Source organism: Micromonospora luteifusca (assembly GCF_016907275.1).
GTDB lineage: Bacteria > Actinomycetota > Actinomycetes > Mycobacteriales > Micromonosporaceae > Micromonospora > Micromonospora luteifusca.
Genome location: NZ_JAFBBP010000001.1, coordinates 7,116,619 through 7,140,822, shown reverse-complemented (window position 1 = coordinate 7,140,822; position 24,204 = coordinate 7,116,619). Strand labels below are relative to the sequence as shown.

The following is a 24,204-nucleotide window of genomic DNA, read 5'->3' as shown; positions in this document are numbered from 1 at the left end:
AGGGTCCTACTTGGACGGTTCGGGCAGCTTGCAGTCGACCTTGGGGTTGGCGCCGATGTAGTTCAACGGCCCGGCCACGATGGTGACCAGAATGGTGCCGGCCTCGGCGCAGTTGGTGTCGTCGCCGCTGTAGTAGCCGCGCTGGCCGGCAGCGATCGCGCCGATCAACAGCCAGATCACGACGATGACTCCGAGTATCGAGGTGCCGCGCATCGCTGCCTCCTGAATATGTGGTGGATGTGAGGTGCAGGCAGTTGTACCCAATCCGGTCGCGCGGCTAACGGCTGCGCGCCGCGACCGCGCTGGATCCTCCGTCCGGCCGATGTCGTCCGCCGATGAGTACCGCCGCGCATCGGCCGCCAGCACCGGGTAGCGCCGGGCTGCTATCGGATCGACGACCGACCCCGCCGTCGTACGGGCCGTCGGACGTAGAACTGCCTCACGGCCCGCCGAGGAGGACCCATGGACGCCCCGACACCGCCCCTGTACATCGACCGCCCCGAGGACGTCGCGGTCGCCGCCCGCGCGTTGGCCGGCGGCGCGGTCGTCGCGGCGGCGTTCGCCAACTTCTACGTCATCGTCACGCGTCCCGACGCGGACACCGTCCGGCAGGTCAACCTGGCCAAGGGTCGCCCGGTCCATCAGGTCGGCAGCATCACCACCGTGATCGGCCGGATCCCGGGGATGTTCGACTGGACGCGGATCTCGCCACGGTTGCCGGTGGGCCGGGTGCGGGCGCTGATGGACGCCCTCTACGGGGCCGGGCCGTTCGGTTTCCGCGGGCCGGCGGCGGAGCGGTTGCCCGAGCACCTCACCCAGGTCGACCGAGGGGTGCGGACCACCCAGGTGATCGCGCCCGGCCTGACCTGCCCGTCCAACGCCTTCTTCGAGCGGGCACTCGCCGAGACCGGGTCGGACCACCTCTACATCACCTCGGCGAACCGGTCCCGGCATCAGACCGGCGCCGCCGAGGAACCGGCGCACTGGAAGGTCGGAGCCCTCGCCGCCGACTTCGCCCACGTCGACGACCTGGTGGTGCTCGCCCACCGGGACGAGGCGGCGGCCCGCGCCGCATACCCGGGCTACCTCACCACCTCGGTCACCCTGCTCTCGTTCCACGCACCGGAGGGTGAGCTCGAGGAGCCGCCGGTGCTCAGTGTGGACCGGCACGGGTCACTGCACCTGGACGACGTACGCCGTGCCGCCGCGCCGCTCGGCCTGCAGGTGCGCCTCGGCGCAACCGCCGGGCAGCGGTTGCAGGTCCGGGGGTACGCCGGGGCGCTGGTGTGAGCAGCCACCGCATCGGTCTGGTGGTGCCCAGTTCGAACACCACCATGGAGACGGAGATCCCGGCGATGCTGCGCCGACGCGAGACCGTCGACCCGACGGTTCGCTTCACCACGCACGCCAGCCGGGTACGACTGCGTCAGGTGACCCCCGACGAGTTGGCCCGCATGAACCGCTCGGCTGTGCGCTGTGCCGCCGAGTTGGCCGACGCCCGCTGCGACGTGCTCGCGTACGCCTGCCTGGTGGCGGTGATGTGCGAGGGCGCTGGCGCGCACGAACGGGCCGAGCGGCGGTTGGGCCGTGCGGCCGTTCGTGCCGGGCACGACATGCCGGTGGTGACCAGTGCGGGCGCGTTGGTCGCTGGGCTGCGTGCGTTGGGTGCCCGCCGGGTGGCGCTGATCGCGCCGTACCTGCCGCCGTTGACCGCGACCGTCGCCGCCTACCTCGCCGCGCACGCTGTGCAGGTGACCGAGGCGGTGAGCCTGAGCGAGCCGGACAACGTGGCGGTCGGGCGCATCCCCACGTCCCGCCTCGTGGAGTTGGCCGATCGGCTGGACGTGACCGACGTGGACGCGGTGGTCCTCTCCGCCTGCGTGCAACTGCCGTCGTTGGCGGCGGTGCCGCAGGTGGAGGCCCGGCTCGGCCGTCCGGTGCTCACCGCGGCCACCGCCACCGTGCACCAACTACTCACCAATCTGGGCGTCGAGCCGTACGTTCCGGACGCCGGCCGGCTGCTGGCCGGGTCGGCGCCTCGCTGAGCCGGCCGGCGCCACCTGTTCAGTGCGGTGGGGCCGGGGCCTCCGGTGGCTTGCCGTAGCTGCGCCGGAAGTCCGCGTAGGCCACACCGGCCAGCACCAGGAGTGCGCCGAGGGAGGCGAACACCGGCGGCAGGAACAGCACGGCCGGCGCGATGGTCAGCAGCGCCAGCACACCGCCGGGGCGCGACGGCGACACCCGGCTGAACACCTCGTACTCGAAGGAGGCCCGACCGGCCAGGAAGAGTGCCGGGCCGCCGAGGATCACCGCCGCCCAGGCCGGCGGCGTCCGTCCGGTCGGTTCGTGCAGCACGAGGTCGAACCCGGAGGCCGTGGTCACCACCCCGGCGACCATCAGCAGGTGGGTGTACGGCGCGGTGAACAGGAACTTGTTCGGCGACCCCGACACCTTGATGGCCAGCGGCAACAACTGGCCGGACTTGTGCACGTAGATCCGCCAGAGCAGCAGGGTGGTCAGGAATGCCACCGCGAACACGGCGAGATTCTCCAACTCGCTGTGCGCCATGCTGAACATGCTGCCGATGGTCAGGATGGCGTCGCCGAGAGCGATGATGAAGAACTGCTGGTAGCGCTCGGAGAGGTGCTCCGCCGTGACGTTGCGCTGCTGTTCGGGCACCACACCGAGCCCGGGCACCGGGTACGCGAGCCGGAAACCGATGTAGTCGATGGCGAGCGCGATGGCCCAGCACACCAGGCGGGCGTCGTCGCTGACGAACGCGCCGATGATCCACGGGATCGCCGACACGGCGAACCAGAGGAAGATGCGTGCCGCGCGGCGCTGGGTCTGCGGTTCTCGGCGGACGGCTGGCATCAGGAACAGCCCACGCCCGAGATGGATCGCCACGTAGGTGGCGGCGAAGATGATCCCGCGGTCGCCGAACGCCGCCGGGATCGCCGTGGCCATCAGCAGCGCGCCGAACATCACGGCGCTGATCAGCAGCTTGATCTCGGTTCGTTCCGGGTCGTACAGGTCGGTGACCAGGGTGGTGATCACCCACGTCCACCAGACGGCCGCCAGCAGGATCAGTGCCTGCGCGGCCCGGTGCCAGTCGAGCTGGTCCACCATTCCCCGCGAGATGAGCGCCAGGGCGACCACGTACACCAGGTCGAAGAAGAGTTCGAGGAGGGTCACCCTGCGCGGGGCCTCCGGGTCACGCACCGGAGGGCGGCGGGCCCGCGGGGACCCGGGCCCCGGCGCGGCGAGGTGCACGGGCTACTCCTGCGGTATGCATCGACACGGCGAACCCGACCGGCCCACCTCAACCGACGGTAACGATCGACCGATTGCGGGGCGGAGGATTCGTCGCGTCTTCCCCCGGCCGAGTCGATCACCCTTGCCTCAGCGCCGGAGGATCTTTCGCCCCAACGGCCGAGCCCCCGGCCGACCGTCCGGTTGGACGGCCGCCGGGGGCCCGATGTCAGGCGTCAGGCCTGGTTGCCGCCCGGCAGCACCGCGGCCAACTCGTCGCCGGCACCGGCGAGCACGCGAGCCTGCTGCGGCCAGCTGGCCAGCCCGGGTGCGGCGCGCAGGCCGGCGGCCCGGATCAGGTCGCGCAGCGCCGGCTCGTCCAGCTCACCGAGCTGGCCGTACGTGCGCACACCGGCGTCCTGCAACGCGGCCGCCATCTTCGGCCCGATTCCCTGGATCCGGCGGAAGTCGTCGGCCGGGCCCGTCGGGTCGGCGTCCACGCCGCCGGTGGTGTCGGCTGGCGTACGCACCGGCGGGGTGGCGCTGGCGGTCGGCCGGACCGGAGGCGTGGCCACCGCCGTCCGCGTCGGCTCCGCGTCGGCGTCCGCCGACTCGGCGCTCACCGGCGTCTCCGTCGGCAGCGGGTCAACGGCCGTGACCTCGGCCGGCGCGTCCTCGGCCGGGGTAGTGTCGAGCGGCGTGGCATCGGCCGGGGTGGTGTCGAGCGGCGCGACGTCGGCCGGGGTGCTGTCGAGCTTCACGTCGTCGGCCGCGGTGGTGTCGGCCTGCGGGAGGTCGTCCGCGGGCAGGCGGGGGGAGACCACGGTCGCCGGGGCGGGCTGCTCCTCGACCGCGACCGGCTCGGGGGTCGGTTCCACGGCGGGTTCATGCAGTTCAGCTGGGCCAACCGGCTCGGCGGCGGGGGCCGGCGGCGGGGCCTCGGTCAGCGCCATCTCGGCCGGGTCGACAGTGCTCGGACCGTCGGCCGGGGCATCCGCCAGGGTGGGATCGCCCTGCCCGGTCAGCGCGGCTGGCGCGCTGACCGTGTCCACCGGCACCGGCTCGTCGGCGACCGCGGCCGGGGCCGGGTCGACGGCGGCTACGGGCCGGGCCTCGTCGGTGGTGGCCGCAGGCGTCGGCGTGGAGATCACGGCCAGGCTGGCGACCGGATCACCGTCGACGATCGACCGACCTTGCCCACTGCCCGGTACGCCCCGCCGGCCGCGCAGCAGCCACCCGGCGGCCAGGCCCAGCACCAGTGCCAGTACCACTATCAGCGAGTGTCCGATAGACCACGCCACGGCGAACCTCCCTCTCATGTCGTCGGATAAGTCGCGAGAAAAACTCGCCGCAGCTTTGCACACGCGCAATTCCGATGACAGAGAGGATCGGTCGATGACGTTTCGGATGGGACACCCACGTCAGGGGGTGTCGTTCGAGTAACGCAGCGTTGCCCGAACGATGAGCGTGCATCCGATCGCGCCGTTTCGGAGCCGGGGTCGACGGCCGCAGCACCGTCTGGCCGACGCGAACGGATTTTAGTCCTGGTCGCCCTCGTAGGTGTGGAAGTCGTCGACGAACCGGCGGCGCAGTCGTGGCACCCGGCTGGTCACTCCGAAGTAGCCACGGGCGCCGGCCAGCGCGAGGCGACCCACCACCGGCCGGTACATCCGGTCGTCACCGTTGGTGCCGCTGCGGTTGAGCGATTCGGCGACCCGCGCGAAGCCGTACGGCACCATCGCGGCCTCGTAGTCCGCCACCGCCTGCAGCAGCGTCTTGTCGCCCGCGACGGCGCGGCTGAGTTGCTCGCAGAGCAGACGGGCGTCGCGCAGCGCGGTGTTCGCGCCGACCCCGCGACCAGGGGTCATGGTGTGGATGGCGTCGCCGAGCATGGTGACGGTGCTGCTCTTCCAGGGCGGCACCGGCTCGGACGTGGACACCTTGATCGGTAGGGCACTGGAGGGCTCCGCGCGGGTCAGCAGCTCCCGCAGGTTCGGGTGCCAGTTCGGGGTGAGGTCCAGGGCGACCTGCAGCACGTCCGCACCGCGGCGCTCCATCACGTCGGCCGGGAAGCGGCGGGCCGTACTCCAGACGATCAGGTTGATGTTGTCGGTGGTGGTGTCGTGGGACAGGCCGGGCCATTCCCGCAGCAGCGCGGCGTCGGCGTCGGCGACGCCGCGCTTGATCGCCCGCTGGGCGTCCCACTTGAACTCCATGACGTGCAGCACGCCCATCACCCCGCCGACGCCGAAGATCAGCGAGATGCCCTGACGGACCCGCTCCGGGACGAGGCCGCGGGTGTGCGCGGTCAGTGGGATCCGGGTGGCGATGTTGATGGTGCCGGCGTCGCGGGTGACGGCGTGCGGCAGGTACTGGCGGCGCACCGCCGAGTGGGTGCCATCCGCCGCCACCAGCAGATCCCCGGTGGTGCTGGTGCCGTCGGCGAAGTACGCGGTGACCGTGCCGTCGTCGCGCTGCTCGTAGCGGGTGAAGGTCTTGTCGAAGTGCACCACGTCGTCCAGGCCGGTCAGCAGCACCTGGCGCAGCACCATTCGGGCCACCGAATGTTCGGTGTGCACCGGGTCGGCGGTCGGCCGCAGGGCGAACGATGCGGTCTGGCGTAGCCCCTGGGTGACCACGTTGAAGTAGTGCGGCGGCCGGGCGCAGGTGGCCAGGAAGGTCGCGAACAGTTCCGGGGGGAGGCACTCCCGCAGTGCCCGGCTGCCGGTCGGGCCGATGCCCACCCGGTAGCCGAGCAGCCCCTCCGCGCGGTTGCGGTGCCGTTCGTAGACGGCGACGCTGATCCCGGCGCGGCGCAGGCCGTGCGCCAGGCACAGTCCGCCCGTGCCGGCGCCGATGATGAGGACGTGCGGCGGCGCGGCGGACATGTCAGCCGGCCGGGCGCGCTGCGGCCGCGTCGGTGCTTACTGGGCGCGCTGCCGGCGCGGAGGTGCTGGCCGGGCGCGCCGCGGGCGCGGGGGTGGCGTCCCACCGGTAGAAGCAGCCGGCGATCGCGTCGCGGGGGGAGCGCCAGGTCGGCAGGTACGGCGACGTGTGCGCGGAGAGCCGCTCGTTGACCTGCTGGAAGAGCGGGTGGTTGCGGGCGGCCGCGAGCGCGTCCGGGTCGACGTCCGAGCTCTCCAGCACGTGTATGTACAGGTCGTGCAGGCAGTACAGGGACCGGTGCGTGACGCCGGTCAGACCAGGCAGTTCGGTGGCGTCGGATTCGGCGAAGATCTGCGCGACCCGCCCCTCCGCGCCCGGGATGATCCGGCTGACGATCAGTAGACGACTCATGGGAACCCTTTCGCCGGTCGCGTCCCCGACCCTTCGCCGGTGGCCACGTGCTTGCTCCTGGGTGCCCACCGTGCCGCAGCGCCTGTCACATCACCGTCACGTGCGCCGACCGGCTGGTGACGGGCGATCGGTGACGGACTCCCGGGTGGCCTGGCGGATCGGGGCTAGCGTGTCGTCGAGCAGGGCGCTCATCGCGGGGCTCGGCTCCAGGCGTAACTCCCTGCGCAGCAGGTCCCGGTAGACGTAGAAGGCGTGCACGGCTTCGAAGGCGTTGCCCTCGGCCAGGTGGATGCGGACCACCAGCCGGTGGGGCGTCTCCCGTAGCGGCTCGGCGGCCATCGCCTCCAGCGCGGCTTCGAGTGCCTCGCCGTGCCGCCCCGCGGTCAGGTGTTGCCCGGCCACCTGTTCCAGCATGTGCAGGCGTAGTTGGCGCAGTCTCTCCCGGTCCAGCAACACCCAGTCGTCGTACCAGCCGGGCAGGAGGTCGTGCCGGCCGGCGGCGAGCGCTCCGGCCGCGATGCGTGGGTCGTCGCCGTCGCGGACCCGGGCCGCGGTGCCGACCAGGTCGTCCACGTCGAGCCGGACCGCCGGGCCGAGCCGTACGGTGTCGCTGGCGATGGTCATCGGGCAGCACGGGTCCTGCCGAAGTCGCCACAGTGCGGTGCGCAGTGAGGACAGCGCCCGTTCCTCCGAGGCGTCGGGCCAGAGCAGCCCCGCGAGTTGGCTGCGGGTGGCGCCGGGGCGCAGCCCGATCAGCGCGATCACCCGTTGCAGCCCGCGCGGCACCACGACCGGCACCGCCTCGCGTAGGAGGCGGAAGCCGCCGAGCAGGTGCAACGAGACGCCTTCCTCAGGCGCGTCGCCGGCGGTCGGCACGGACGGATCAGCGGTCACGGCGGCACCCCCTGCGGAACGCTCGTCCCGACTGTCTGCTGTGTCCCGGATAGGTCGCCCGTGACGCCACTGTCGGCCCCACCGGTGGAGCGCGGCCCACGGCTGCCGGGCGCGGTCCCGCCCCGTCGAGGCGGCCGGGCTGACCACGGTGAAGATTATCAATAGCGGTCACAGTGAGTCAACGTCGGCGTGCACCTTCTATTGGCGACAGTCAACCTGAGATCCGTTCTGAACTGCTGAAACGTCCGACTGGCCTGCCGCGTCACGGCGCGTGAACGCATAGCTGATACACAGGTTGCGTCAACGCAGCGTCACCGCCGAACATCGCCGGTCGGGCCTCGACGGTGACGCCGCCGTGACGAGGATTGCCGCATCGTGTCGGCAGTCGTCCAGCGCGTCCGGGGACCACCGGTCGCCGGCCGGACGCCGTGGGGGGAGGCCCAGTATGGACCGATCGCTGATCGTCGCGAAGGTGGATCCGAACGCCGAGGAGCGGGTCGCCGAGATCTTCGCCGAGTCGGACGCGACGGAGCTGCCACGCCTGGTCGGCGTCCGGCACCGCTCGCTGTACCGGCTGCATGACCTGTATGTGCATCTGCTCGAAACCGAGCAGTCGGCGCAGAGCGCCGTGGAGGGCGCCCGCGGCCATCCCGAGTTCATCCGGGTCAGCGACCGCCTGCGCCCGTACGTGTCGCCGTACCTGTCGACGTGGCGCTCACCGCGCGACGCGATGGCGCAGTGCTTCTACCGGTTCGACGCCCCGGACACCCGGCGGCGGCCGTGACGGCCACCGCGCCACGCGAGGAGCGGCTCTGGTCCCGCTGCGCCGGCTGCGCGAGCCTGCTCTACCGCAAACGGTTACGCCGCAATCTGGACGTCTGCCCGGAGTGTGGGGAACATGCCCGACTCGCCGCCCCGGAACGCCTGCGCCAACTCGTCGACCCGGGATCGCTGCGCCCACTGCCCGCCCAACTGCCCGAGGCGGACCCGATCGACTTCGTCGACGTGCTGCCGTACCCGCACCGGCTCAGCGCCGCGCGGGCCAGCACCGGCCTGGCCGAGGCGGTCGTCTGCGCCACGGCCACCATCGGTGGGCACCCGGCCGTGTTGGCGGTGATGGACTTCCGCTTCCTCGGCGGCAGCCTCGGCTGCGCGGTGGGTGAGCTGATCACCCGCGCCGCCGAGCGGGCGCTGGACGACCGTATCCCGCTCATTCTGATCACCGCCTCCGGCGGGGCGCGGATGCAGGAGGGCGCGTTGTCGTTGATGCAGATGGCCACCATCAGCCAGGCCATCGCCGCGCTGCGCGAGGCGGGTCTGCTGACCGTGAGCGTCCTCACCGACCCGACCTACGGCGGGGTGGCCGCGTCGTTCGCCACCAACACCGATCTGGTGCTCGCCGAAAGCGGCGCGCGAATGGGCTTCGCCGGCCCCCGGGTGATCCGCCAGGTCACCGGCCGGGCACTGCCGGAGGGCTTCCAGAGCGCCGACGTTTTGCTCCGGCACGGGCAGGTCGACATGGTGGTGCAGCGCCGGTCGCTGCGCGGACGGCTGGGAGCGCTGCTCGCTGCCACCGGCCCGGCCCGCGCCGGCCGTCCGGCCCGCCCGCCCGTACCCCGGCAGGAGCCGGCACCGCTTCGCGAACGCCTCGCCGACGCGGCGCCGGCGGCCGGCGTGACGCCGCCGACCGGCCCAGGAGCGCCGGCGGTACGCGACGCGTGGGACACCGTCCGGATGGCTCGCCACCCCGGTCGACCCACCACACTGGACTACCTCGACTCGGTCTTCGACGGGTTCGTGGAGCTGCACGGCGATCGGCTCGGCGGGGACTGCCCGGCCATCGTGGGTGGTGTGGCGCGGCTGGCGGACCGGCACGTGATGGTCATCGGCCATCAGAAGGGGCACACCACCGCCGAGCTGGTGGCCCGCAACTTCGGTATGGCCAGCCCGGCCGGACATCGTAAGGCGCTGCGACTGATGCGCCTCGCCGCCCGCCTCGGCCTGCCCGTGGTCACCCTCGTGGACACCCCCGGCGCCGACCCCGGGGTGAGCGCCGAGGAGCAGGGTCAGGCGGCGGCCATCGCGGAGAACATCCTCACCCTCACCGTGTTGCCGACCCCCGTGCTCGCGGTGATCACCGGAGAGGGCGGCAGCGGCGGCGCACTGGCGTTGGCGGTCGCCGACCGGGTGCTGATGCTGGAGAACGCCGTCTACTCGGTGATCAGCCCCGAGGGCTGTGCGGCCATCCTCTGGCCGGACCGGTCCGCGGCCCCACAGGCCGCCCGGGCGCTGCGACTGACCGCACCCGACCTGTGCCGGCTCGGTGTGGTCGACGAGATCGTGCCGGAGCCGCCGACCGCCGCGCACGACGACCCGGCAGAGACCGCCCACCGGTTGCGCGCCGCCCTGCTGACCAATCTGCTGCCGCTGCTGGACGTGCCGCCCGCCATGCTGGTCCGCCTGCGCCGGCAACGCTTCCGGCGGTTCGGCTCGGCCCGCGTCGGTGTCCGGGCAGGTGCCCGGTGACCACCGGCGACGGGGCGACGACGACCGTCGAGGCGAACCACGACGTCGGGGTGAGCGGCGAGGAGGCGCTGGCCGGGTTGCGTCGGCAGGCGCAGCACCTGATCGCCGAGCTGGCCGGACCGGTGCGTCGGATCCGGCTGCGTAGCGGGCCGGCGGTGCTCGAGGTCGAGTGGCATCCCGAAGACTCGGCCCGAGTGGACGTACCTCCCGCGCCTGCCGAGGCGGCGGCACCGCCGGGCGCGTCGGCAGCCGGCCCACCAGCCGCGCTGGAACGGCCGCCGGGGCGTGCCGCGGTGCGGGCACCCATCGTCGGCACCTTCTACCGGGCGGCGGAGCCCGGCGTGAAGCCCTTCGTCGCGGTGGGTGACCTGGTCCGCCCGGGCCAGCCGGTCGCCATCGTCGAGGCGATGAAGCTGATGAACGAAGTGACCGCCGATCGCGCCGGCCGGGTGGTCGCGATCCTCGTCGAGGACGGCCAACCGGTCGAGTACGACCAGCCGCTGGTCGAGCTGGACCCGGCATGACCGCGCAGGGTGGTTGACCATGTTCGAGACCGTGCTGATCGCCAATCGGGGCGAGATCGCGCTGCGGGTGCTGCGCGCTTGTAAGGAGCTCGGCGTGCGAACGGCGGTGGTCTACTCCGCCGCGGACGTCGACTCGCCGGTGGTCCGCCTCGCCGACCAGGCCGTCCGGATCGGGCCCGCGTCGAGTCGGCGCAGCTACCTCAATGCCGCGGCGATCATCGAGGCGGCCCGGCAGGTGGGCGCGCAGGCCGTGCACCCCGGCTACGGCTTCCTCTCCGAGGACGCCGACTTCGCTGAGATCTGTGCGGACAACGGGCTGACCTTCATCGGCCCGCCGCCAGCGGTGATGGCCGCGCTGGCCGACAAGTCCTCGGCACGCGCACTGATGAGCCGTGCCGGCCTACCAGTGTCGCCGGGCAGCATCGCGCCGGTGCCGAACGCCGCCGCGGCGGCGGAGGTGGCCGAGGCCGTCGGCTACCCGGTGATCGTGAAGGCCACCGCCGGGGGCGGCGGCCGGGGGATGACCGTGGTGCACACCCCGGGCGAGCTGCGCCGGGCGTACGACCGCACCCGGGCCGCCGCCCAGGCGGCCTTCGGCGACGACCGGGTGTACGTCGAGCGCTACCTCACCGAGGCGCGGCACGTCGAGGTGCAGGTGCTCTGCGACTCCCACGGAAACGGGGTCCACCTGGGCACCCGGGACTGCTCGGTGCAACGCCGACACCAGAAGCTGGTCGAGGAGGCGCCCGCCCCGGCGCTGCCCGCGGCCGTCCTCGACACCATCGCCGAGACCGCGCTGCGGGGTGCGCTCCAGGTCGGCTTCGTCGGTGCCGGCACGCTGGAGTTCCTGGTCGACGCCGAGGAACAGTTCCACTTCCTGGAGATCAACTGCCGGATCCAGGTGGAGCATCCGGTCACCGAGATGGTCACCGGGATCGACCTGGTGCACGAGCAACTGCACATCGCCGCAGGAGTACCACTGCGCTGGCGGCAGGAGGAGATCCACCTGCACGGCGTCGCGGTGGAGTGCCGGGTCAACACCGAGGATCCGGAGCGCGGCTTCGCCCCGGCCCCCGGCCGGCTGGAGCGTTTCACCCCACCCGGTGGCCCGTTCACCAGGGTGGACACCCATGCCAGCACCGGCTACCTGATCGGCCCCTGGTACGACTCGTTACTGGCCAAGGTGATCGTCTGGGCGCCGGACCGGGAGTTGGCCCTCAACCGCCTCGAGCGTGCCCTGGACGAGTTCGACATCGCCGGGCCGGGCGTGCACACCACCATCCCGTTCGTCCGGCGGGTGCTCGACGACGCCGCATTCCGCAAGGGCCGCTACACCACCGGCCTGGTCGACCGTCTGCTCGCCGCACCCGCGCAGCAGCCGACGGCCGCCCCCGCACCGCGCCCCGCGCCCGCCGCGGAGCCCGACGTAACCCACAGGAGGACCCGATGACCGTCACCCATGGTCGCCCGATGACCGCCGAGATCACCGACATCCTGGTGGCGCACTGCGGGCTGGACGCCGACGCGGCGGCCCAGGCGCCCGCCGCGTCGCTGGAAGAGTTGGGCATGGACTCACTCGCCCTGCTGGAACTCTCCGCGGTCGTCGCCGACCGGTGGCAGGTGAGCATCCCCGAGCAGGCCGGACAGCTGAGCATTCCGGCGGTGGCCGACCTGGTCACCCGCCGCGTCGACCCGCCCGGACACACCGAGAACGACGTGGTCATCGACGCGCCGCTGGCGCTGGTCTGGGATGTCACCAACGACGTGGCGAACTGGACCGAGCTGTTCACCGAGTACGCCGTGGTGGACATCCTGCACCGCGAGGGGCACACCGTACGGTTCCGGCTCACCATGCACCCGGACGAGAACGGGACGGTCTGGAGCTGGGTCAGCGAGCGCACCGCCGACCCGGTGAGCAGGCAGGTCCGGGCGCACCGGGTGGAGACCGGTCCGTTCGAGTACATGCGAATCCACTGGCGTTACGCCGAGGAGGCCGGCGGCACCCGGATGACCTGGACGCAGGACTTCGCGATGAAGCCGACCGCGCCGGTCGACAACGCCGCGATGACCGAGCGGATCAACACCAACAGCGCCATCCAACTCGCGGTGATCAAGGACCGGGTGGAGCGGATCGCCCGGCAGCGCGCCAACGGGGACGCTCCGGCGGGCAGCGACGAGGCGACGGAGGCCGGCGATGAGTGACCTGGGCATCCGGCCGATCGCCGCCGCAGACGTACCCGCCGACCGGCGACGCGGCGGTGAGCTGCGGGTGCTGCTCGGCCCCCGCACCGTCGGCAGCACCTCGGGCTTCCTCGGGGTGGCCGCCCTCGCGCCGGGGGAGCGGATCGCCGAGCACTACCACCCCTACAGCGAGGAGTTCCTGTACGTGGTGCGCGGGGCCATCACCGTCGACCTGGACGACCAGCCGACGCTCCTGGCCGCCGGTGAGGCGCTGTTCGTGCCGGTGAACGTGCGGCACCGCCTGCGCAACACCGGCGTCGAACCGGCCGAGGTGGTCTTCCACCTCGGCCCGCTCGCCCCCCGCCCCGAGTTGGGGCACGTCGACACGGAACTCGTCGAGCAGCGGGGCGGATCGTGAGCGCGAGGAGTGAGCCGGGTTTGCGAGCCCCGCAGTCGCGAACAGAGGTGGCGTCATGACTGGGCGCCGCACGGTCGTGACCGGGGTCGGGGTGGTCGCCCCCGGCGGCGCCAGCCGGGACCGGTTCTGGAAGACCATCACCGAGGGGCGAACCGCCACGCGGCGGATCAGCTTCTTCGACCCGTCGGCGTTCCGTTCGCAGATCGCCGCGGAGTGCGACTTCGACCCGATCGCCGCGGGGCTCACCGAGGCCGAACGACGCCGGGCCGACCGGTACGTGCAGTTCGCGCTGGCCTGTTCCGCCGAGGCCGTTGCCGACGCGGGGTTGGTGCTGACCGACGCCGAGCGGGACCGGGCCGGGGTGGTGCTCGGCACCGCCGTGGGCGGCACGATGGCGCTGGAGCAGGAGTACGTCACCGTCAGCGAGCACGGCCGGCGTTGGCTGGTCGACAGTGCGCGCGGTGGGCCGTACCTCTATCAGGCGCTGGTGCCCAGCAGCCTCGCCGCCGACGTGGCGTGCCGGCACGGGTTGCACGGCCCGGCGCAGGTGGTGTCCACCGGCTGCACCTCCGGCATCGACGCCATCGGCTACGCCCATCAGATGATCGTGGACGGTGAGGCGGACGTGATGCTGGCCGGCGCGGCCGACTCACCGATCTCGCCGGTCACTGTCGCCTCGTTCGACGCGATCAAGGCGACCAGCCCGGACAACGACGACCCGGCGCACGCCTCCCGCCCGTTCGACGCCGACCGGCACGGGTTCGTGCTGGCCGAGGGCGGGGCGGTGCTGGTGTTGGAGGAGGCCGGGCATGCCCGCCGGCGGGGCGCGCACATCTACTGCGAGGTGGCCGGTTACGCCAGCCGCAGCAACGGTTACCACATGACCGGGTTGCGCCCGGACGGCCTGGAGATGAGTCTCGCCGTCACCGACGCGCTCAAGCAGGGGCGGATCCTTCCCGAGCAGGTCTCCTACATCAGCGCGCACGGCTCGGGCACCCGGCAGAACGACCGGCACGAGACTGCCGCGTTCAAACGGGCGCTGGGCCAGGCCGCCTACCGGGTGCCGATCAGCTCGATCAAGTCAATGGTCGGGCACTCGCTGGGCGCGATCGGGTCGATCGAGATGGCCGCCTGCGCGCTGGCCATCGAGTTCGGTGTGGTGCCACCGACGGCGAACTGGAGCACCCGGGACCCGGAGTGCGACCTGGACTACGTACCGAACGAGGCACGGGAGGTCCCGGTCGACGTTGCGCTCTCGGTGGGCAGTGGGTTCGGCGGCTTCCAGTCGGCGATGGTGCTCCGCCGGCTGCCCGGGGCGGTGGCGGCGTGAGCGCCGCCCGGGGCGGTGGCGGCGGCACCACCGCCCGGGCGGTGGTGACCGGCATCGGGGTGGTGGCACCGAGCGGTATCGGCGCGGACGCGCACTGGCGTACGGTGCTGGCCGGAACCCGCCGGACCGGGCCGATCACGTTGTTCGACCCGTCCGGCTACCCGACCCGGTACGGCGGGGAGGTGCCCGGCTTCACCGCCGACTCCTACGCCGACAGTCGGCAGTTGGTGCAGACCGACAGGTGGACGCACCTCGGGTTCGCCGCCACCCGGCTGGCGTTGGCCGACGCCGGCCTGCCCGAACGGGCCCCCGACCCGTACGGCTACGCGGTGACCCTGGCCAGCTCGTCCGGGGGCAACCTGTTCGGCCAGCGGGAGCTGCAACGGCTCTGGGGTGGGTCGTCGCGGACGGTCGGGGCGTACCAGTCGATCGCCTGGTTCTACGCGGCCAGCGTCGGGCAGCTCTCCATTCACCATCAGTTCAAGGGGCCGAGCGGGGTGCTGGTGGCGGAGGCGGCCGGCGGGCTGGACAGCCTCGCCCACGCCGCTCGCGCGGTACGCCGGGGCACACCGGTGGTGATCGCCGGGGCCACCGAGTGCCCGCTCAGCCCGTACGCGCTGGCCTGCCAGCTGCGCTCCGGGCTGCTCAGCGACGTCTCCGATCCGGAGCGGGCGTACCGGCCGTTCGATGCCACGGCCAGCGGCTACCTGCCGGCCGAGGGGGGAGCGGTGTTCGTGGTGGAGGAGTTGGGGCACGCGTTGGCCCGGGGTGCCCGCGTCTACGGTGAGGTGAGCGGTTGGGGCTCCACCCACGACGCCGCGCACACCACGGCGGACAGTGCCGGCGACCCGGCCCAGTACGCGCGGGCGATGCGGCTGGCCCTGGACCGGGCCGGTGTCGCGGCGGCCGGGATCGACGTGGTGCTGCCCGATGCCCTCGGGGTGCGCCGCTACGACCGCAGCGAGGCCGATGCGCTGCGCGCCGTCTTCGCCGACCGGCCACCTCCGGTGACCACGCAGAAGCCGCTGACGGGGCGGGCGTACCAGGGTGGGTCGGCGTTGGACGTGGCCACCGCGCTGCTCGCCTTCGCGCACGACACGCTGCCCGCGTCCGCCGGACCGGACGAGGTTGCCGAGGGGTGCGAGCTGGACTTCCTGCGCGAGCACCGGCAGCCGCGAAACCGGCTCGCGCTGGTCTGCGCGCGGGGCTTCGACGGGTTCAACAGTGCGCTGGTCCTGCGCGGGGCGGTGCCGATGAGGGGAGAGACGCCATGAGCGATCAGCGAGCCCGGGTGGTGTTCCTGGTACGGGTGCCGGTGCCTCGCACCGAACAGTTCCTCGCCGCGTACGAGGAGGTGCGGCACCTGGTCGCCGACGGGGTGCCGGGGCACCTGGTCGACCAGGTGTGCCGCTCGTCGACCGACCCGGAGCAGTGGTTGATCACCAGCGAGTGGGCGAGCCTGGCCGACTTCGAAGCCTGGGAACGCACCCCCGAGCACCGGGACCTGGTGCGCCCGATGCGGGAGTGCTTCACCGACGCCCGTTCGTTGCGTTTCCACATCCACGCACAGACGCCGGCCTTCGCGGCGGGCTGATCGCGCTCACCAGCGCCCGATCCGGTTCGAACGCCAGCGCCGCGGCCTTGGGCTGGCAGACCCCCGTCCCGCCCATGATCACCTTGATTGACGCTCATCGTCGGCGCAGCTAGGTTTCTAAACCATCGTCGGCGTGGAAACCGCCAGCAGACGGCCCGAGGTGGGGCCCGGGAATGCGAGGTGGGTGAGCCGATGCTGATCGACCGACCGGCGGTGTCGCTCGACGACTACACCGAGCGGGCCCGGGCGGTGCTGCCGCCGGACGTGTGGGACTACGTCGCCGGTGGCAGCGCGGCCGAGGTGACCCTGGCCGGCAACCGTCGCGGGCTGGACCGGGTCGCCGTGCTGCCCCGCGTGCTGCGCGGGATCGGCACCGTCGACCTCCGCACGCGGCTGCTCGGCCGCCCGTACGCGATGCCGGTCGGGGTGGCGCCCATGGCGTACCAGCGGCTGATGCACCCGGACGGGGAGCTGGCGCTGGCGGCGGCGGCCGGCGCGGCCGGGGTGCCGTACGTGGCCAGCACTCTGGCCAGCACACCGATCGAGCAGATCACCGGTGCGGGCGCGGAGGTCTGGTTCCAGCTCTACTGGCTGCGGGAACGCGCCATGGTCCGTGACCTGCTGGACCGGGTCGTCGCGGCGGGTTGCCGGGCACTGATGCTCACCGTGGACGTCCCGGTGCTCGGCCGGCACCCCCGCGACCTTCGCAACGCGTTCCGGCTGCCGGCCGACGTGGTCGCCGCGAATCTGCCGGACGGCCGCGGCGCCCTGGCGCACACCGGCGCACCGGGGGTGGCCGCGGTCGCCGCGTCGTTCGCGCCGGCGCTGCGCTGGGCGGATCTTGCCTGGATCCGGGAGCAGGTCGACCTGCCGCTCGTGGTCAAGGGCGTGCTGGACCCCCGTGACGCGGTCGAGGCGGTGCGGGTCGGGGCGGACGCGGTGGTCGTCTCCAACCACGGCGGCCGGCAGCTCGACGGGGCGCCGGCCAGCATCACCATGCTGCCGGAGGTGCTCGACGCGGTCGGCGACCGGTGCCAGGTGCTGCTGGACAGCGGCATCCGCGGCGGCACCGACGTGCTGCGGGCGCTCGCGCTGGGGGCAGCCGGAGTCCTGGTCGGCAGGCCGCTGCTCTGGGCGCTGGCCGCCGGTGGTCAGCCGGCCGCCCGGGAGGCGCTGGCCCTGCTCGCGGCGGAGCTGACCGACGCGTTGACCCTGGCCGGTTGTCCCGACCCGGCGGCGGCTGCGGGCCTGCGCACGGTCGAGTTGCGCTGAGCGGCGACCGCCGCCGGTCGGTACCACCGGCGGATTGACACACCGCGTTCACCGGATGGCAAAGCGCGACGACCCGCGCACCGCCGTCCTGGGTGGACGGTCATAATGGGCCGCATGGTTGCCTGGGAGTACGCCCTGCTCGTCCGCCGCTATCAGGGACAGGGCCGCAATTTCCATGTCTCGTTCGTCTGGTACGCCCCGGACGGGTCGCGCAAGGACATCACCGCCTTCGGCGACACCGCCATCGCGCACCTCAACCGGGCCGGCCGGGAGGGGTGGGAGCTGGTCTCCGCCGCCGAAGACGTGAACAACGTCCAGGGCAGCACCGAAGTCCACCGTTACCACCTCAAGCGTCCCCTGGCCTGAGGTTCGGCGTGGCCTCGCAGTTACTTCGAAGAGCGATATACCGCTGAGTCATAGATATGATTCAGCGGTATATCGCTCATTCAAGCGAGCGCAACCGACGGCGCCACGCCCAGTGATTCCGGCGTCCGCGATCCGTCCGTACGAGCTGTCAGGCCAGATCGATGGCCGGGTAGAGCGGGTGAGGGGCCAACAGATCGGTGGCCTGCCGGGCGATCTTGTCGGCCAGGTCGGGGTCGAGGTTGTACTTGGCCTTCGAGGCGGTGCCGTCGGCGTTCGCGCCAGCGGTCGTCTGGGTCAGCACGGTGTGGATCAGCTCCGCGGTCTGGTCCATCTCGGCGGTGCCCAGGCCGCGGGTGGTCAGTGCCGGCGTGCCGATCCGGATCCCGGACGTGTACCAGGCCCCGTTCGGGTCCTGCGGGACCGAGTTGCGGTTGGTGACGATGCCCGAGTCGAGCAGCGCCTGCTCGGCCTGCCGGCCGGTGAGCCCGTAACCGGACACGTCGATCAGCACCAGGTGGTTGTCGGTGCCGCCGGTGACCAGCTTCGCGCCCCGGCGCAGCAGCCCCTCGGCGAGGGCCTGCGAGTTGTCCACGATCCGCTGGGCGTAGTCGGCGAAGTCGGGGCGGCGGGCCTCCGCGAGGGCGACCGCCTTGGCGGCCATCACGTGCGGCAGCGGACCACCGAGCACCATCGGGCAGCCCCGGTCCACCTGGTCGGCCAGCTCCGGCTGGCAGAGCACCATGCCGCCGCGCGGGCCGCGCAACGACTTGTGGGTGGTCGTGGTGACGATGTGCGCGTGCGGCACCGGGTCGAAGTCGCCGGTGAACACCTTGCCCGCCACCAGGCCGGCGAAGTGCGCCATGTCGACCATGAAGGTGGCGCCGACGGAGTCGGCGATCTCCCGCAGGATCCGGAAGTTCACCTTCCGCGGGTACGCCGAGTAACCGCCGACCAGGATCAGCGGCTTGAACTCGCGGGCCGCCTCGGCCACCCGGTCGTAGTCGATCAGGCCGGTCACCGGGTCGGTGCCGTAGCTGCGCTGGTCGAACATCTTGCCGGAGATGTTCGGCCGGAAACCGTGGGTGAGGTGGCCGCCGGCGTCCAGCGACATGCCGAGCATCCGCTGGTTGCCCAGCTCCCGGCGCAGGGCGAACCAGTCGGCCTCGGTGAGATCGTTGACCTGCCGGACCTGCGCCTTCTTCAGCGCGGGGGACTCCACCCGGTCGGCCAGCACGGCCCAGAACGCGACCAGGTTGGCGTCGATGCCCGAGTGCGGCTGCACGTACGCGTGCGCGGCGCCGAACAGCTCCCGGGCGTGCTCGGCGGCGAGCGCCTCGACCGTGTCGACGTTCTGGCAGCCGGCGTAGAAGCGGCGGCCGACGGTGCCCTCGGCGTACTTGTCACTGAACCAGTTGCCCATGGCCAGCAGGGTCGCCGGGGAGGCGTAGTTCTCACTGGCGATGAGCTTGAGCGACTCCCGCTGGTCGGTCAGCTCCGCGCCGATGGCATCGGCCACCCGCGGCTCGACAGCGCGGATCACCTCAAGGGCACTCCGGAACGCGGTGGACTCGGCATTGCGCGACATACGACCTCCAACAGACGTGCGGGAAGGCCCAGGCGCTCGGCAAACGTCCTCGTGACGGGGCCGCTCCCCGATGGTTGTCCATCCCCACGCGCCAGTAACGGCCCGGTGCGATCCTACCGGGCCGACCGGGGCAGCCCCGGGCGACCTCCGCACGCCGCGCGTCGGAAGGGTTGGGCGGCCGACGTCGGGGCACACGGTAGAGAGCGGTTACCGCTGCCGGTACGACCGCCACCCCGCACGAGAGGAGTCACCCATCATGACCACACCGTCCACCGACCGGCCGCTCGCCGTGGTGACCGGAGCGTCCAGCGGAATCGGGTACGAGTTGGCCGTGCAGTTCGCCGAGCACGGTTTCGACCTCATCGTGGTCGCCGAAGACGACGGCATTTCGTTGGCGGCCGAGAAGCTGCGCCGCGACGGAGGCCCGGAGATCCAGCCCGTCCGTGTCGACCTGGCCCGTGAGCAGGGCGTGGAGGAGTTGGCGTCCACGATCGCCGCCACCGGGCGCCCGGTGGACGCCCTGGCGCTCAACGCCGGCCGGGGCGCTGGCGGCGCCTTCGTCGGTGGCACCGACCTGCGCGACGAGTTGGAGATCGTCGACCTCAACGTCCGTTCGACGGTGCACCTGGCGAAGCGGTTGCTGCCCGGCATGGTCGAGCGGGGCGCGGGCCGGGTGCTGTTCACCTCGTCGATCGCCTCGACCATGCCGGGGCCGTTCCAGGCGGTGTACAACGCCTCGAAGTCGTTCGTGCAGTCCTTCGCGGAGGCGCTGCGCAACGAATTGAAGGACACCGGTGTCACGGTGACCTCGCTGATGCCCGGGCCGACCGACACGGAGTTCTTCGATCGGGCCGACATGGAGGACACCCGGGTCGGCTCGGGCTCCAAGGACGACCCGGCGAAGGTCGCCGCGCAGGGCTTCGAGGCGCTGATGAAGGGTGATCAGACGGTCACCGCGGGTTCGCTGATGAACAAGGTGCAGACCGCTGCCGGCAAGATCATCCCGGACAAGCTCAAGGCCGAGCAGCACCGGCACATGGCCGAGCCGGGTTCGGGCGACTGACCCCCCGGTGCACGACGAAGGGCCCGGCATCGTGCCGGGCCCTTCGATGTACGAATCAGGCGGTCACCGCGTCCATCGCCTTCTTGATCGCCTTCGGCGCGGTGGGGGTGCGCGGGGCGTCCGCCCGCAGCGCGATCATCCTCTCGCCGATCTCCTGCAACTGCTTGCGACCCAGGGCGTCGCGGACCTTGGGGAACCACTCCTCCTCTTCCTCCTCGACGTGGTGGGTCACGTTCTCGATCAGCACCGTCGTCTTGGCGTTGAAGCGCTCGTCGGTGGCGTCCATGCTGGCCAGCTCGGCGCAGAGCACGTCGGCGACGTGGTGCTCCTCGTACGACTCGAGGATGTCGTCCTCCAGGTCGGGCAGCAGGCGGCGGACCTCCGGATACATCACCTCGTTCTCGAGGTAGGTGTGCACGGTGAGGGCCTCGAGGATCTGGTTCACCAGCTTCTGCCGCTGGCTCGCCGGCCCCTCCTCGGCATCCTGGAAGGCCTTGAACAGGCGGCGCATCTCCTTGTGGTCCTCTTTGAGCAGGACGATGGCATCGGTCGACACGGGTATGACCTCCCTGGATCTCGTCTGGTGTGAATTCCGGTACCCAGCGGGTCAAATGGGGAAACAGCGGATATCGGGTGATCAGACCATCGACAGCGTTCCGGGGATCTCGTCGAGCAGCTCCCGGGCGAGGAAGCCGATCCGCCCGTACCGGGGGATCAGCCGCTGACCGCTCACCGCGTGCGCGAACGAGCCCCAGCAGGCGGCCTGCGCCGGGTCCGCGCCCCGGGACAGCAGCCCCGCCAGCAACCCGGCGAGCACGTCCCCGCTGCCGGACGTGCCCAGCCCGGCGTCGCCGCTCTCCTCGCGCCAACCACGCCCGTCCGGAGCGGCCACGTGTCCGTAGAGCGAGACGACGGCCTCGTACCGGGTGGCCAGCTCGGCCGCCTCGGCGTCCAGGTCCTCGCCCGGGTCCCGCCCGAGCAGGTGTTCGGCCTCGGTGACGTTCGGGGTGAGCACCACGGGCCGACCCGAGCCGACCAGCAGGTCCGGTGCGTGGCTGAGCGCACCGAGGGCGTACGCGTCGAGCACCAGTGACGTCTGCGGCCGGGCCGCGTCCAGGACCAGGCTCAGCAGCTGGCTGGTCTCGTCGATCGCCTTCAGCCCGGGGCCGAGGGCCACCACGTCGGCCTGCGCGACCAGCTCGCCGAGCTGGCCGTTCCGGTCGGCGGCGACCGCGCCGTCGGGGGTCTCCGGCAAACCGACCACAAGCGCCTCGGGCACCTCGATGCTCAGCGTGGCGGCGGTGGACTCGGCGGCGGCGAGCTGGAGCACGCCGGCCCCGGCGCGCAGCGCGGCTACCCCGGCGAGGAGCACCGCGCCGGGGGTGAAGCGGGAGCCGCCAACGACCAGCACGGTGCCGCGGCTCTCCTTGCCGCCGGCCGGCACCGGCAGCGCCCAGTCCCGCAGCAGCCCCGGCGTGATCACCTTCACCTCAGACCGGCTCGGCATGGATCTCATCCTCCCTGGTCGGTTGGGCGCCCTGCCGGTGCAGGTGGCCGACCTCGTTGAATCCGCCAAGCGTCAGTCGGCCCTGCTCGTCGGCCGACCAGTCGGTGATGGAGCAGTTGGCGATGACGTGCTCGCGGGTCAACGCCATCAGGTCCGCCTCGGTCAAGCCCTCCACCAGGTAGCGCAGCAGAAAGACCAGCGCGTCGTGGCCGAAGAGCAGAACCCGCCGGCCCTCGTGGTCGCGGCGCAGGTCGCCGAGGAGCGTGCGCAACCGCAGCGCCACATCGGTCCAGGACTCCCCACCCGGCGGCCGGTAGTAGAACTTGCCGAGCCGGGCCCGGCGTTCGGCCTCGTCGGGATAACGGCGGCGCACCCCGTGCCCGGTCAAGCCGTCGAGGATGCCCAGCTCCCGGTCGCGTAGCCGCTCGTCCCGGCTCACCGGCACCCCGGTGCCGTGCAGCGCCAACTCGGCGGTGGAGACCGCCCGCAGGTACGGCGACACCACCGCCACGTCCGGCCGGTGGCCGGGGGGCAGCCCGGTCAGCCATCGACCGGTGGCCCGGGCCTGCTCCTCACCGGTGGGGGAGAGCGGGACGTCGGCGTCGCGGTGACTGAGCCCGATCAGCTCCTCGCCGGACGCCTCGGCCTGCGTCGCCGCCACGTTCGCGGTGCTCTCACCGTGCCGAATGATCCAGAGCGTCGCCAGTTCCGCCATGCCGATCCCCTACCCGGGCACCGGCGGCGGTAACCGCACCCGCTCAGCCGCGCCGTTGCAGCAGGGCGACGGTCATCCCGGTGGTGTGGGTCACCCGAACCACCTGGTAGCGCGCCGTGAGCGCGGCGGCTTCCTTCTTCGACAGCCCGGTCATCGGCGTGTCGACGATCGCCGCCTGCAGGAGCCAGATCCGTGGCTCGTCCCGCAGGCAGGCCGCCGGGTCGGCGCAGCTCACGCCGTACAGCTCGTCGCGCTGGGCCGCCGACCGCTTCTGGAAGACGTTGCGCGGAGAGATGTTCGCCGGGAGGTAGTACCGCACCCCCGGCTCGGCCATCCACCACCACGGGCCGCCCACGGCGAGGCCGTCACCAGGCTGGTAGCCGGCCTCGATGATCCGTGCCGCCCCGGAGTAGGACAGCGGCTTGAACGCCCGTGCCTGCGGATAGGTGTACCAGCCGTGCGAGTACTCCCCGCGCAGTGCGAGCTGACCGGGCACGGACAGGGCGGCGACGACCACGAGTGCCACCGCCACCAGCGGGGGGCGGCGCAGCACGGCGATCCCCGCGCCGGCAAGCACGGCCCAGGCCGGCAGCAGGAACAGCAGGTACTTGGAGAAGAAGTAGTTGATGTCGCCGGTCGAGGCCACCAGGATCACCGGCAACGGCAGCACGGCGACCAGCGCCGCGCTCACCGACCGGGCGGCGACGTCGCGGCGCAGGTGGGTCAGCACACCCACCGCGGCCAGCGCGGTCACCGCGAAGGCGAGCAGCGTCGAGCCGTACGCCTGCTCCCAGACCCTCCAGGGCGCGCTGTCCGGGATCCAGCTGACCTGCCGCCCGGCCTGCCTCATGCCCCGCAGGATCACCGGAGCGGCGATCGCCACCCCACCGGCGGCGGCGAGCGCGAACCAGGCCACCGACCCCCAGCGACGCTCCCGCCAGCAGTGAATCAGAACGGCCGTCCCGTGCCCGAGCAGCAGGGTCAGCGCCACCACGTTCACCAGGCCCATACCGGCCACCGCGAGCGCGTACACCACCCAGCGTCCCCACACCGGCCGCTCCAGCGCGCGGAGCAGGAGCAGGGTGGCCGCCGCCGCGGCGAGGACGACGAAGGCGTACGAGCGGGATTCCTGGCCGAAGCGGGCGACCGTGGGCACCAGGGCGAAGACGAACCCGGCGGCGACGCCGGTCCGGTGGTCGAAGAGCCGCCGGGCCGCCAGCGCCACGCAGGCGGTGGCCAGGGTCATGGCCAGCGCCGACGGCAGTCGCATCGCGGCGGGGCCGGTGCCGAACAGCGTCGTCCAGCCGTGCATGAACAGGTAGTAGGCCCCGTGCACGGCGTCGACGTTCGCCAGCATGCCCCGGATCTGCCCGGTGGAGCGGGTCGCCACGTCGACGGTGACCAGCTCGTCGTGCCACATCTCCGGGCTGCCGAGGCGCCACACGACGACGAGCGCGGCGAACGCCGTCGGCCAGAACCAGACGCTGAGCGCCAGCCGGTGGGCCAGGGAGACCAGCTGACGTCTCGGCCCGGTGACGGGCCGGGGCGAACTCCCCCCGTCGATCTGCGCGGGATGCGCGTCTGTGGCGACGGCGCGGTCTGACATTGGCGTCCGATCCGGGGGCGGGGGGTACGGGCGCGACGATGATAGCGCCCGCCGAGAGCGGCGTCGGACAGTCA

At 72.3% G+C, this 24,204-nt stretch carries 25 protein-coding genes and 1 riboswitch; of the genes, 14 read left to right on the top strand and 11 right to left on the bottom strand.

What is annotated here, in order from left to right; translation table 11 throughout:
- Positions 1–6: 6 nt before the first annotated feature.
- A complete protein-coding gene (locus JOD64_RS32505; RefSeq protein WP_110566517.1) occupies positions 7–213 on the bottom strand; it encodes a hypothetical protein in 207 nt (68 codons plus the stop codon).
- A 249-nt stretch (positions 214–462) separates the two neighbouring features.
- Here JOD64_RS32505 and JOD64_RS32500 point away from each other — a divergent pair, with 249 nt between their 5' ends.
- Positions 463–1,290 (top strand): hypothetical protein, encoded by an 828-nt coding sequence (locus tag JOD64_RS32500; RefSeq protein ID WP_204945802.1) that lies wholly within the window; start codon positions 463–465, stop codon positions 1,288–1,290.
- On the top strand, positions 1,287–2,045 hold the full coding sequence (locus tag JOD64_RS32495; protein ID WP_204945801.1) for a maleate cis-trans isomerase family protein: 759 nt from the start codon (positions 1,287–1,289) through the stop codon (positions 2,043–2,045). The genes JOD64_RS32500 and JOD64_RS32495 overlap by 4 nt, the downstream gene beginning before the upstream one ends.
- Positions 2,046–2,064: 19 nt before the next feature.
- On the opposite strand, the gene JOD64_RS32490 is transcribed toward JOD64_RS32495, so the two are convergent.
- From JOD64_RS32490 to JOD64_RS32470, 5 genes are all read right to left on the bottom strand, one after another.
- Complete coding sequence (locus JOD64_RS32490) at positions 2,065–3,273, bottom strand: low temperature requirement protein A (protein ID WP_204945800.1); 1,209 nt, start codon at positions 3,271–3,273, stop codon at positions 2,065–2,067.
- 215 nt (positions 3,274–3,488) lie between these two features.
- Positions 3,489–4,523 (bottom strand): helix-hairpin-helix domain-containing protein, encoded by a 1,035-nt coding sequence (locus tag JOD64_RS32485; protein WP_307813885.1) that lies wholly within the window; start codon positions 4,521–4,523, stop codon positions 3,489–3,491.
- A 267-nt stretch (positions 4,524–4,790) separates the two neighbouring features.
- The gene (locus JOD64_RS32480) at positions 4,791–6,140 is read right to left on the bottom strand and encodes an FAD-dependent oxidoreductase (RefSeq protein ID WP_204945798.1); all 1,350 of its coding nucleotides are present in this window, start codon (positions 6,138–6,140) and stop codon (positions 4,791–4,793) included.
- Position 6,141: 1 nt separating this feature from the next.
- Positions 6,142–6,549 carry a TcmI family type II polyketide cyclase gene (locus JOD64_RS32475; protein WP_239559749.1) on the bottom strand — a complete coding sequence of 136 codons (408 nt, stop codon included), beginning with the start codon at positions 6,547–6,549 and terminating at the stop codon, positions 6,142–6,144.
- Between the two features lie 96 nt (positions 6,550–6,645).
- Entirely contained in the window at positions 6,646–7,443 is a 798-nt protein-coding gene (locus JOD64_RS32470) for an AfsR/SARP family transcriptional regulator (RefSeq protein ID WP_204945797.1), read from the bottom strand.
- 445 nt (positions 7,444–7,888) lie between these two features.
- Between JOD64_RS32470 and JOD64_RS32465 the strand changes: the two genes are divergently transcribed.
- The 11 genes from JOD64_RS32465 to JOD64_RS32415 all read left to right on the top strand — a co-directional run bounded on the left by JOD64_RS32465 (position 7,889) and on the right by JOD64_RS32415 (position 17,654).
- Complete coding sequence (locus JOD64_RS32465) at positions 7,889–8,227, top strand: TcmI family type II polyketide cyclase (RefSeq protein WP_204945796.1); 339 nt, start codon at positions 7,889–7,891, stop codon at positions 8,225–8,227.
- Positions 8,224–9,969, top strand: a complete 1,746-nt coding sequence (locus tag JOD64_RS32460; protein WP_204945795.1) for an acetyl-CoA carboxylase carboxyltransferase subunit alpha — start codon at positions 8,224–8,226, stop codon at positions 9,967–9,969. The genes JOD64_RS32465 and JOD64_RS32460 overlap by 4 nt, the downstream gene beginning before the upstream one ends.
- Positions 9,966–10,493 (top strand): acetyl-CoA carboxylase biotin carboxyl carrier protein, encoded by a 528-nt coding sequence (gene accB, locus JOD64_RS32455; RefSeq protein ID WP_204945794.1) that lies wholly within the window; start codon positions 9,966–9,968, stop codon positions 10,491–10,493. Before JOD64_RS32460 ends, accB begins: the two co-directional genes overlap by 4 nt.
- 19 nt (positions 10,494–10,512) lie before the next feature.
- Positions 10,513–11,943, top strand: a complete 1,431-nt coding sequence (locus JOD64_RS32450) for an acetyl-CoA carboxylase biotin carboxylase subunit (RefSeq protein ID WP_204945793.1) — start codon at positions 10,513–10,515, stop codon at positions 11,941–11,943.
- The gene (locus tag JOD64_RS32445; protein WP_204945792.1) at positions 11,940–12,695 is read left to right on the top strand and encodes an SRPBCC family protein; all 756 of its coding nucleotides are present in this window, start codon (positions 11,940–11,942) and stop codon (positions 12,693–12,695) included. The genes JOD64_RS32450 and JOD64_RS32445 overlap by 4 nt, the downstream gene beginning before the upstream one ends.
- Complete coding sequence (locus JOD64_RS32440) at positions 12,688–13,092, top strand: cupin domain-containing protein (protein WP_204945791.1); 405 nt, start codon at positions 12,688–12,690, stop codon at positions 13,090–13,092. The genes JOD64_RS32445 and JOD64_RS32440 overlap by 8 nt, the downstream gene beginning before the upstream one ends.
- 55 nt (positions 13,093–13,147) lie before the next feature.
- Complete coding sequence (locus JOD64_RS32435; RefSeq protein ID WP_204945790.1) at positions 13,148–14,422, top strand: beta-ketoacyl-[acyl-carrier-protein] synthase family protein; 1,275 nt, start codon at positions 13,148–13,150, stop codon at positions 14,420–14,422.
- On the top strand, positions 14,419–15,696 hold the full coding sequence (locus tag JOD64_RS32430) for a beta-ketoacyl synthase N-terminal-like domain-containing protein (protein ID WP_204945789.1): 1,278 nt from the start codon (positions 14,419–14,421) through the stop codon (positions 15,694–15,696). The genes JOD64_RS32435 and JOD64_RS32430 overlap by 4 nt, the downstream gene beginning before the upstream one ends.
- Positions 15,693–16,016, top strand: coding sequence for an antibiotic biosynthesis monooxygenase family protein (locus JOD64_RS32425; RefSeq protein ID WP_204945788.1), 324 nt, complete (start codon positions 15,693–15,695; stop codon positions 16,014–16,016). The genes JOD64_RS32430 and JOD64_RS32425 overlap by 4 nt, the downstream gene beginning before the upstream one ends.
- 192 nt (positions 16,017–16,208) lie before the next feature.
- Positions 16,209–17,288, top strand: coding sequence for an alpha-hydroxy acid oxidase (locus JOD64_RS32420; RefSeq protein ID WP_204945787.1), 1,080 nt, complete (start codon positions 16,209–16,211; stop codon positions 17,286–17,288).
- A gap of 105 nt (positions 17,289–17,393) precedes the next feature.
- A complete protein-coding gene (locus tag JOD64_RS32415; protein WP_110566555.1) occupies positions 17,394–17,654 on the top strand; it encodes a hypothetical protein in 261 nt (86 codons plus the stop codon).
- 148 nt (positions 17,655–17,802) lie between these two features.
- Here JOD64_RS32415 and JOD64_RS32410 read toward each other — a convergent pair whose 3' ends face one another.
- Complete coding sequence (locus tag JOD64_RS32410; protein ID WP_204945785.1) at positions 17,803–19,239, bottom strand: glycine hydroxymethyltransferase; 1,437 nt, start codon at positions 19,237–19,239, stop codon at positions 17,803–17,805.
- A 19-nt stretch (positions 19,240–19,258) separates the two neighbouring features.
- Positions 19,259–19,348, bottom strand: a riboswitch (ZMP/ZTP riboswitch).
- 147 nt (positions 19,349–19,495) lie between these two features.
- Between JOD64_RS32410 and JOD64_RS32405 the strand changes: the two genes are divergently transcribed.
- On the top strand, positions 19,496–20,302 hold the full coding sequence (locus JOD64_RS32405; RefSeq protein ID WP_204945783.1) for an SDR family NAD(P)-dependent oxidoreductase: 807 nt from the start codon (positions 19,496–19,498) through the stop codon (positions 20,300–20,302).
- Positions 20,303–20,357: 55 nt separating this feature from the next.
- Here JOD64_RS32405 and JOD64_RS32400 read toward each other — a convergent pair whose 3' ends face one another.
- From JOD64_RS32400 to JOD64_RS32385, 4 genes are all read right to left on the bottom strand, one after another.
- Positions 20,358–20,858, bottom strand: a complete 501-nt coding sequence (locus JOD64_RS32400) for a hemerythrin domain-containing protein (RefSeq protein ID WP_204945782.1) — start codon at positions 20,856–20,858, stop codon at positions 20,358–20,360.
- Between the two features lie 81 nt (positions 20,859–20,939).
- A complete protein-coding gene (locus JOD64_RS32395; protein ID WP_204945781.1) occupies positions 20,940–21,809 on the bottom strand; it encodes an NAD(P)H-hydrate dehydratase in 870 nt (289 codons plus the stop codon).
- Positions 21,793–22,524, bottom strand: a complete 732-nt coding sequence (locus JOD64_RS32390; RefSeq protein WP_204945779.1) for a histidine phosphatase family protein — start codon at positions 22,522–22,524, stop codon at positions 21,793–21,795. Before JOD64_RS32390 ends, JOD64_RS32395 begins: the two co-directional genes overlap by 17 nt.
- A gap of 43 nt (positions 22,525–22,567) precedes the next feature.
- Positions 22,568–24,130: a glycosyltransferase family 39 protein gene (locus JOD64_RS32385; protein ID WP_204945778.1), complete on the bottom strand. Its 1,563-nt coding sequence runs from the start codon at positions 24,128–24,130 to the stop codon at positions 22,568–22,570.
- Between the last annotated feature and the right edge of the window lie 74 nt (positions 24,131–24,204).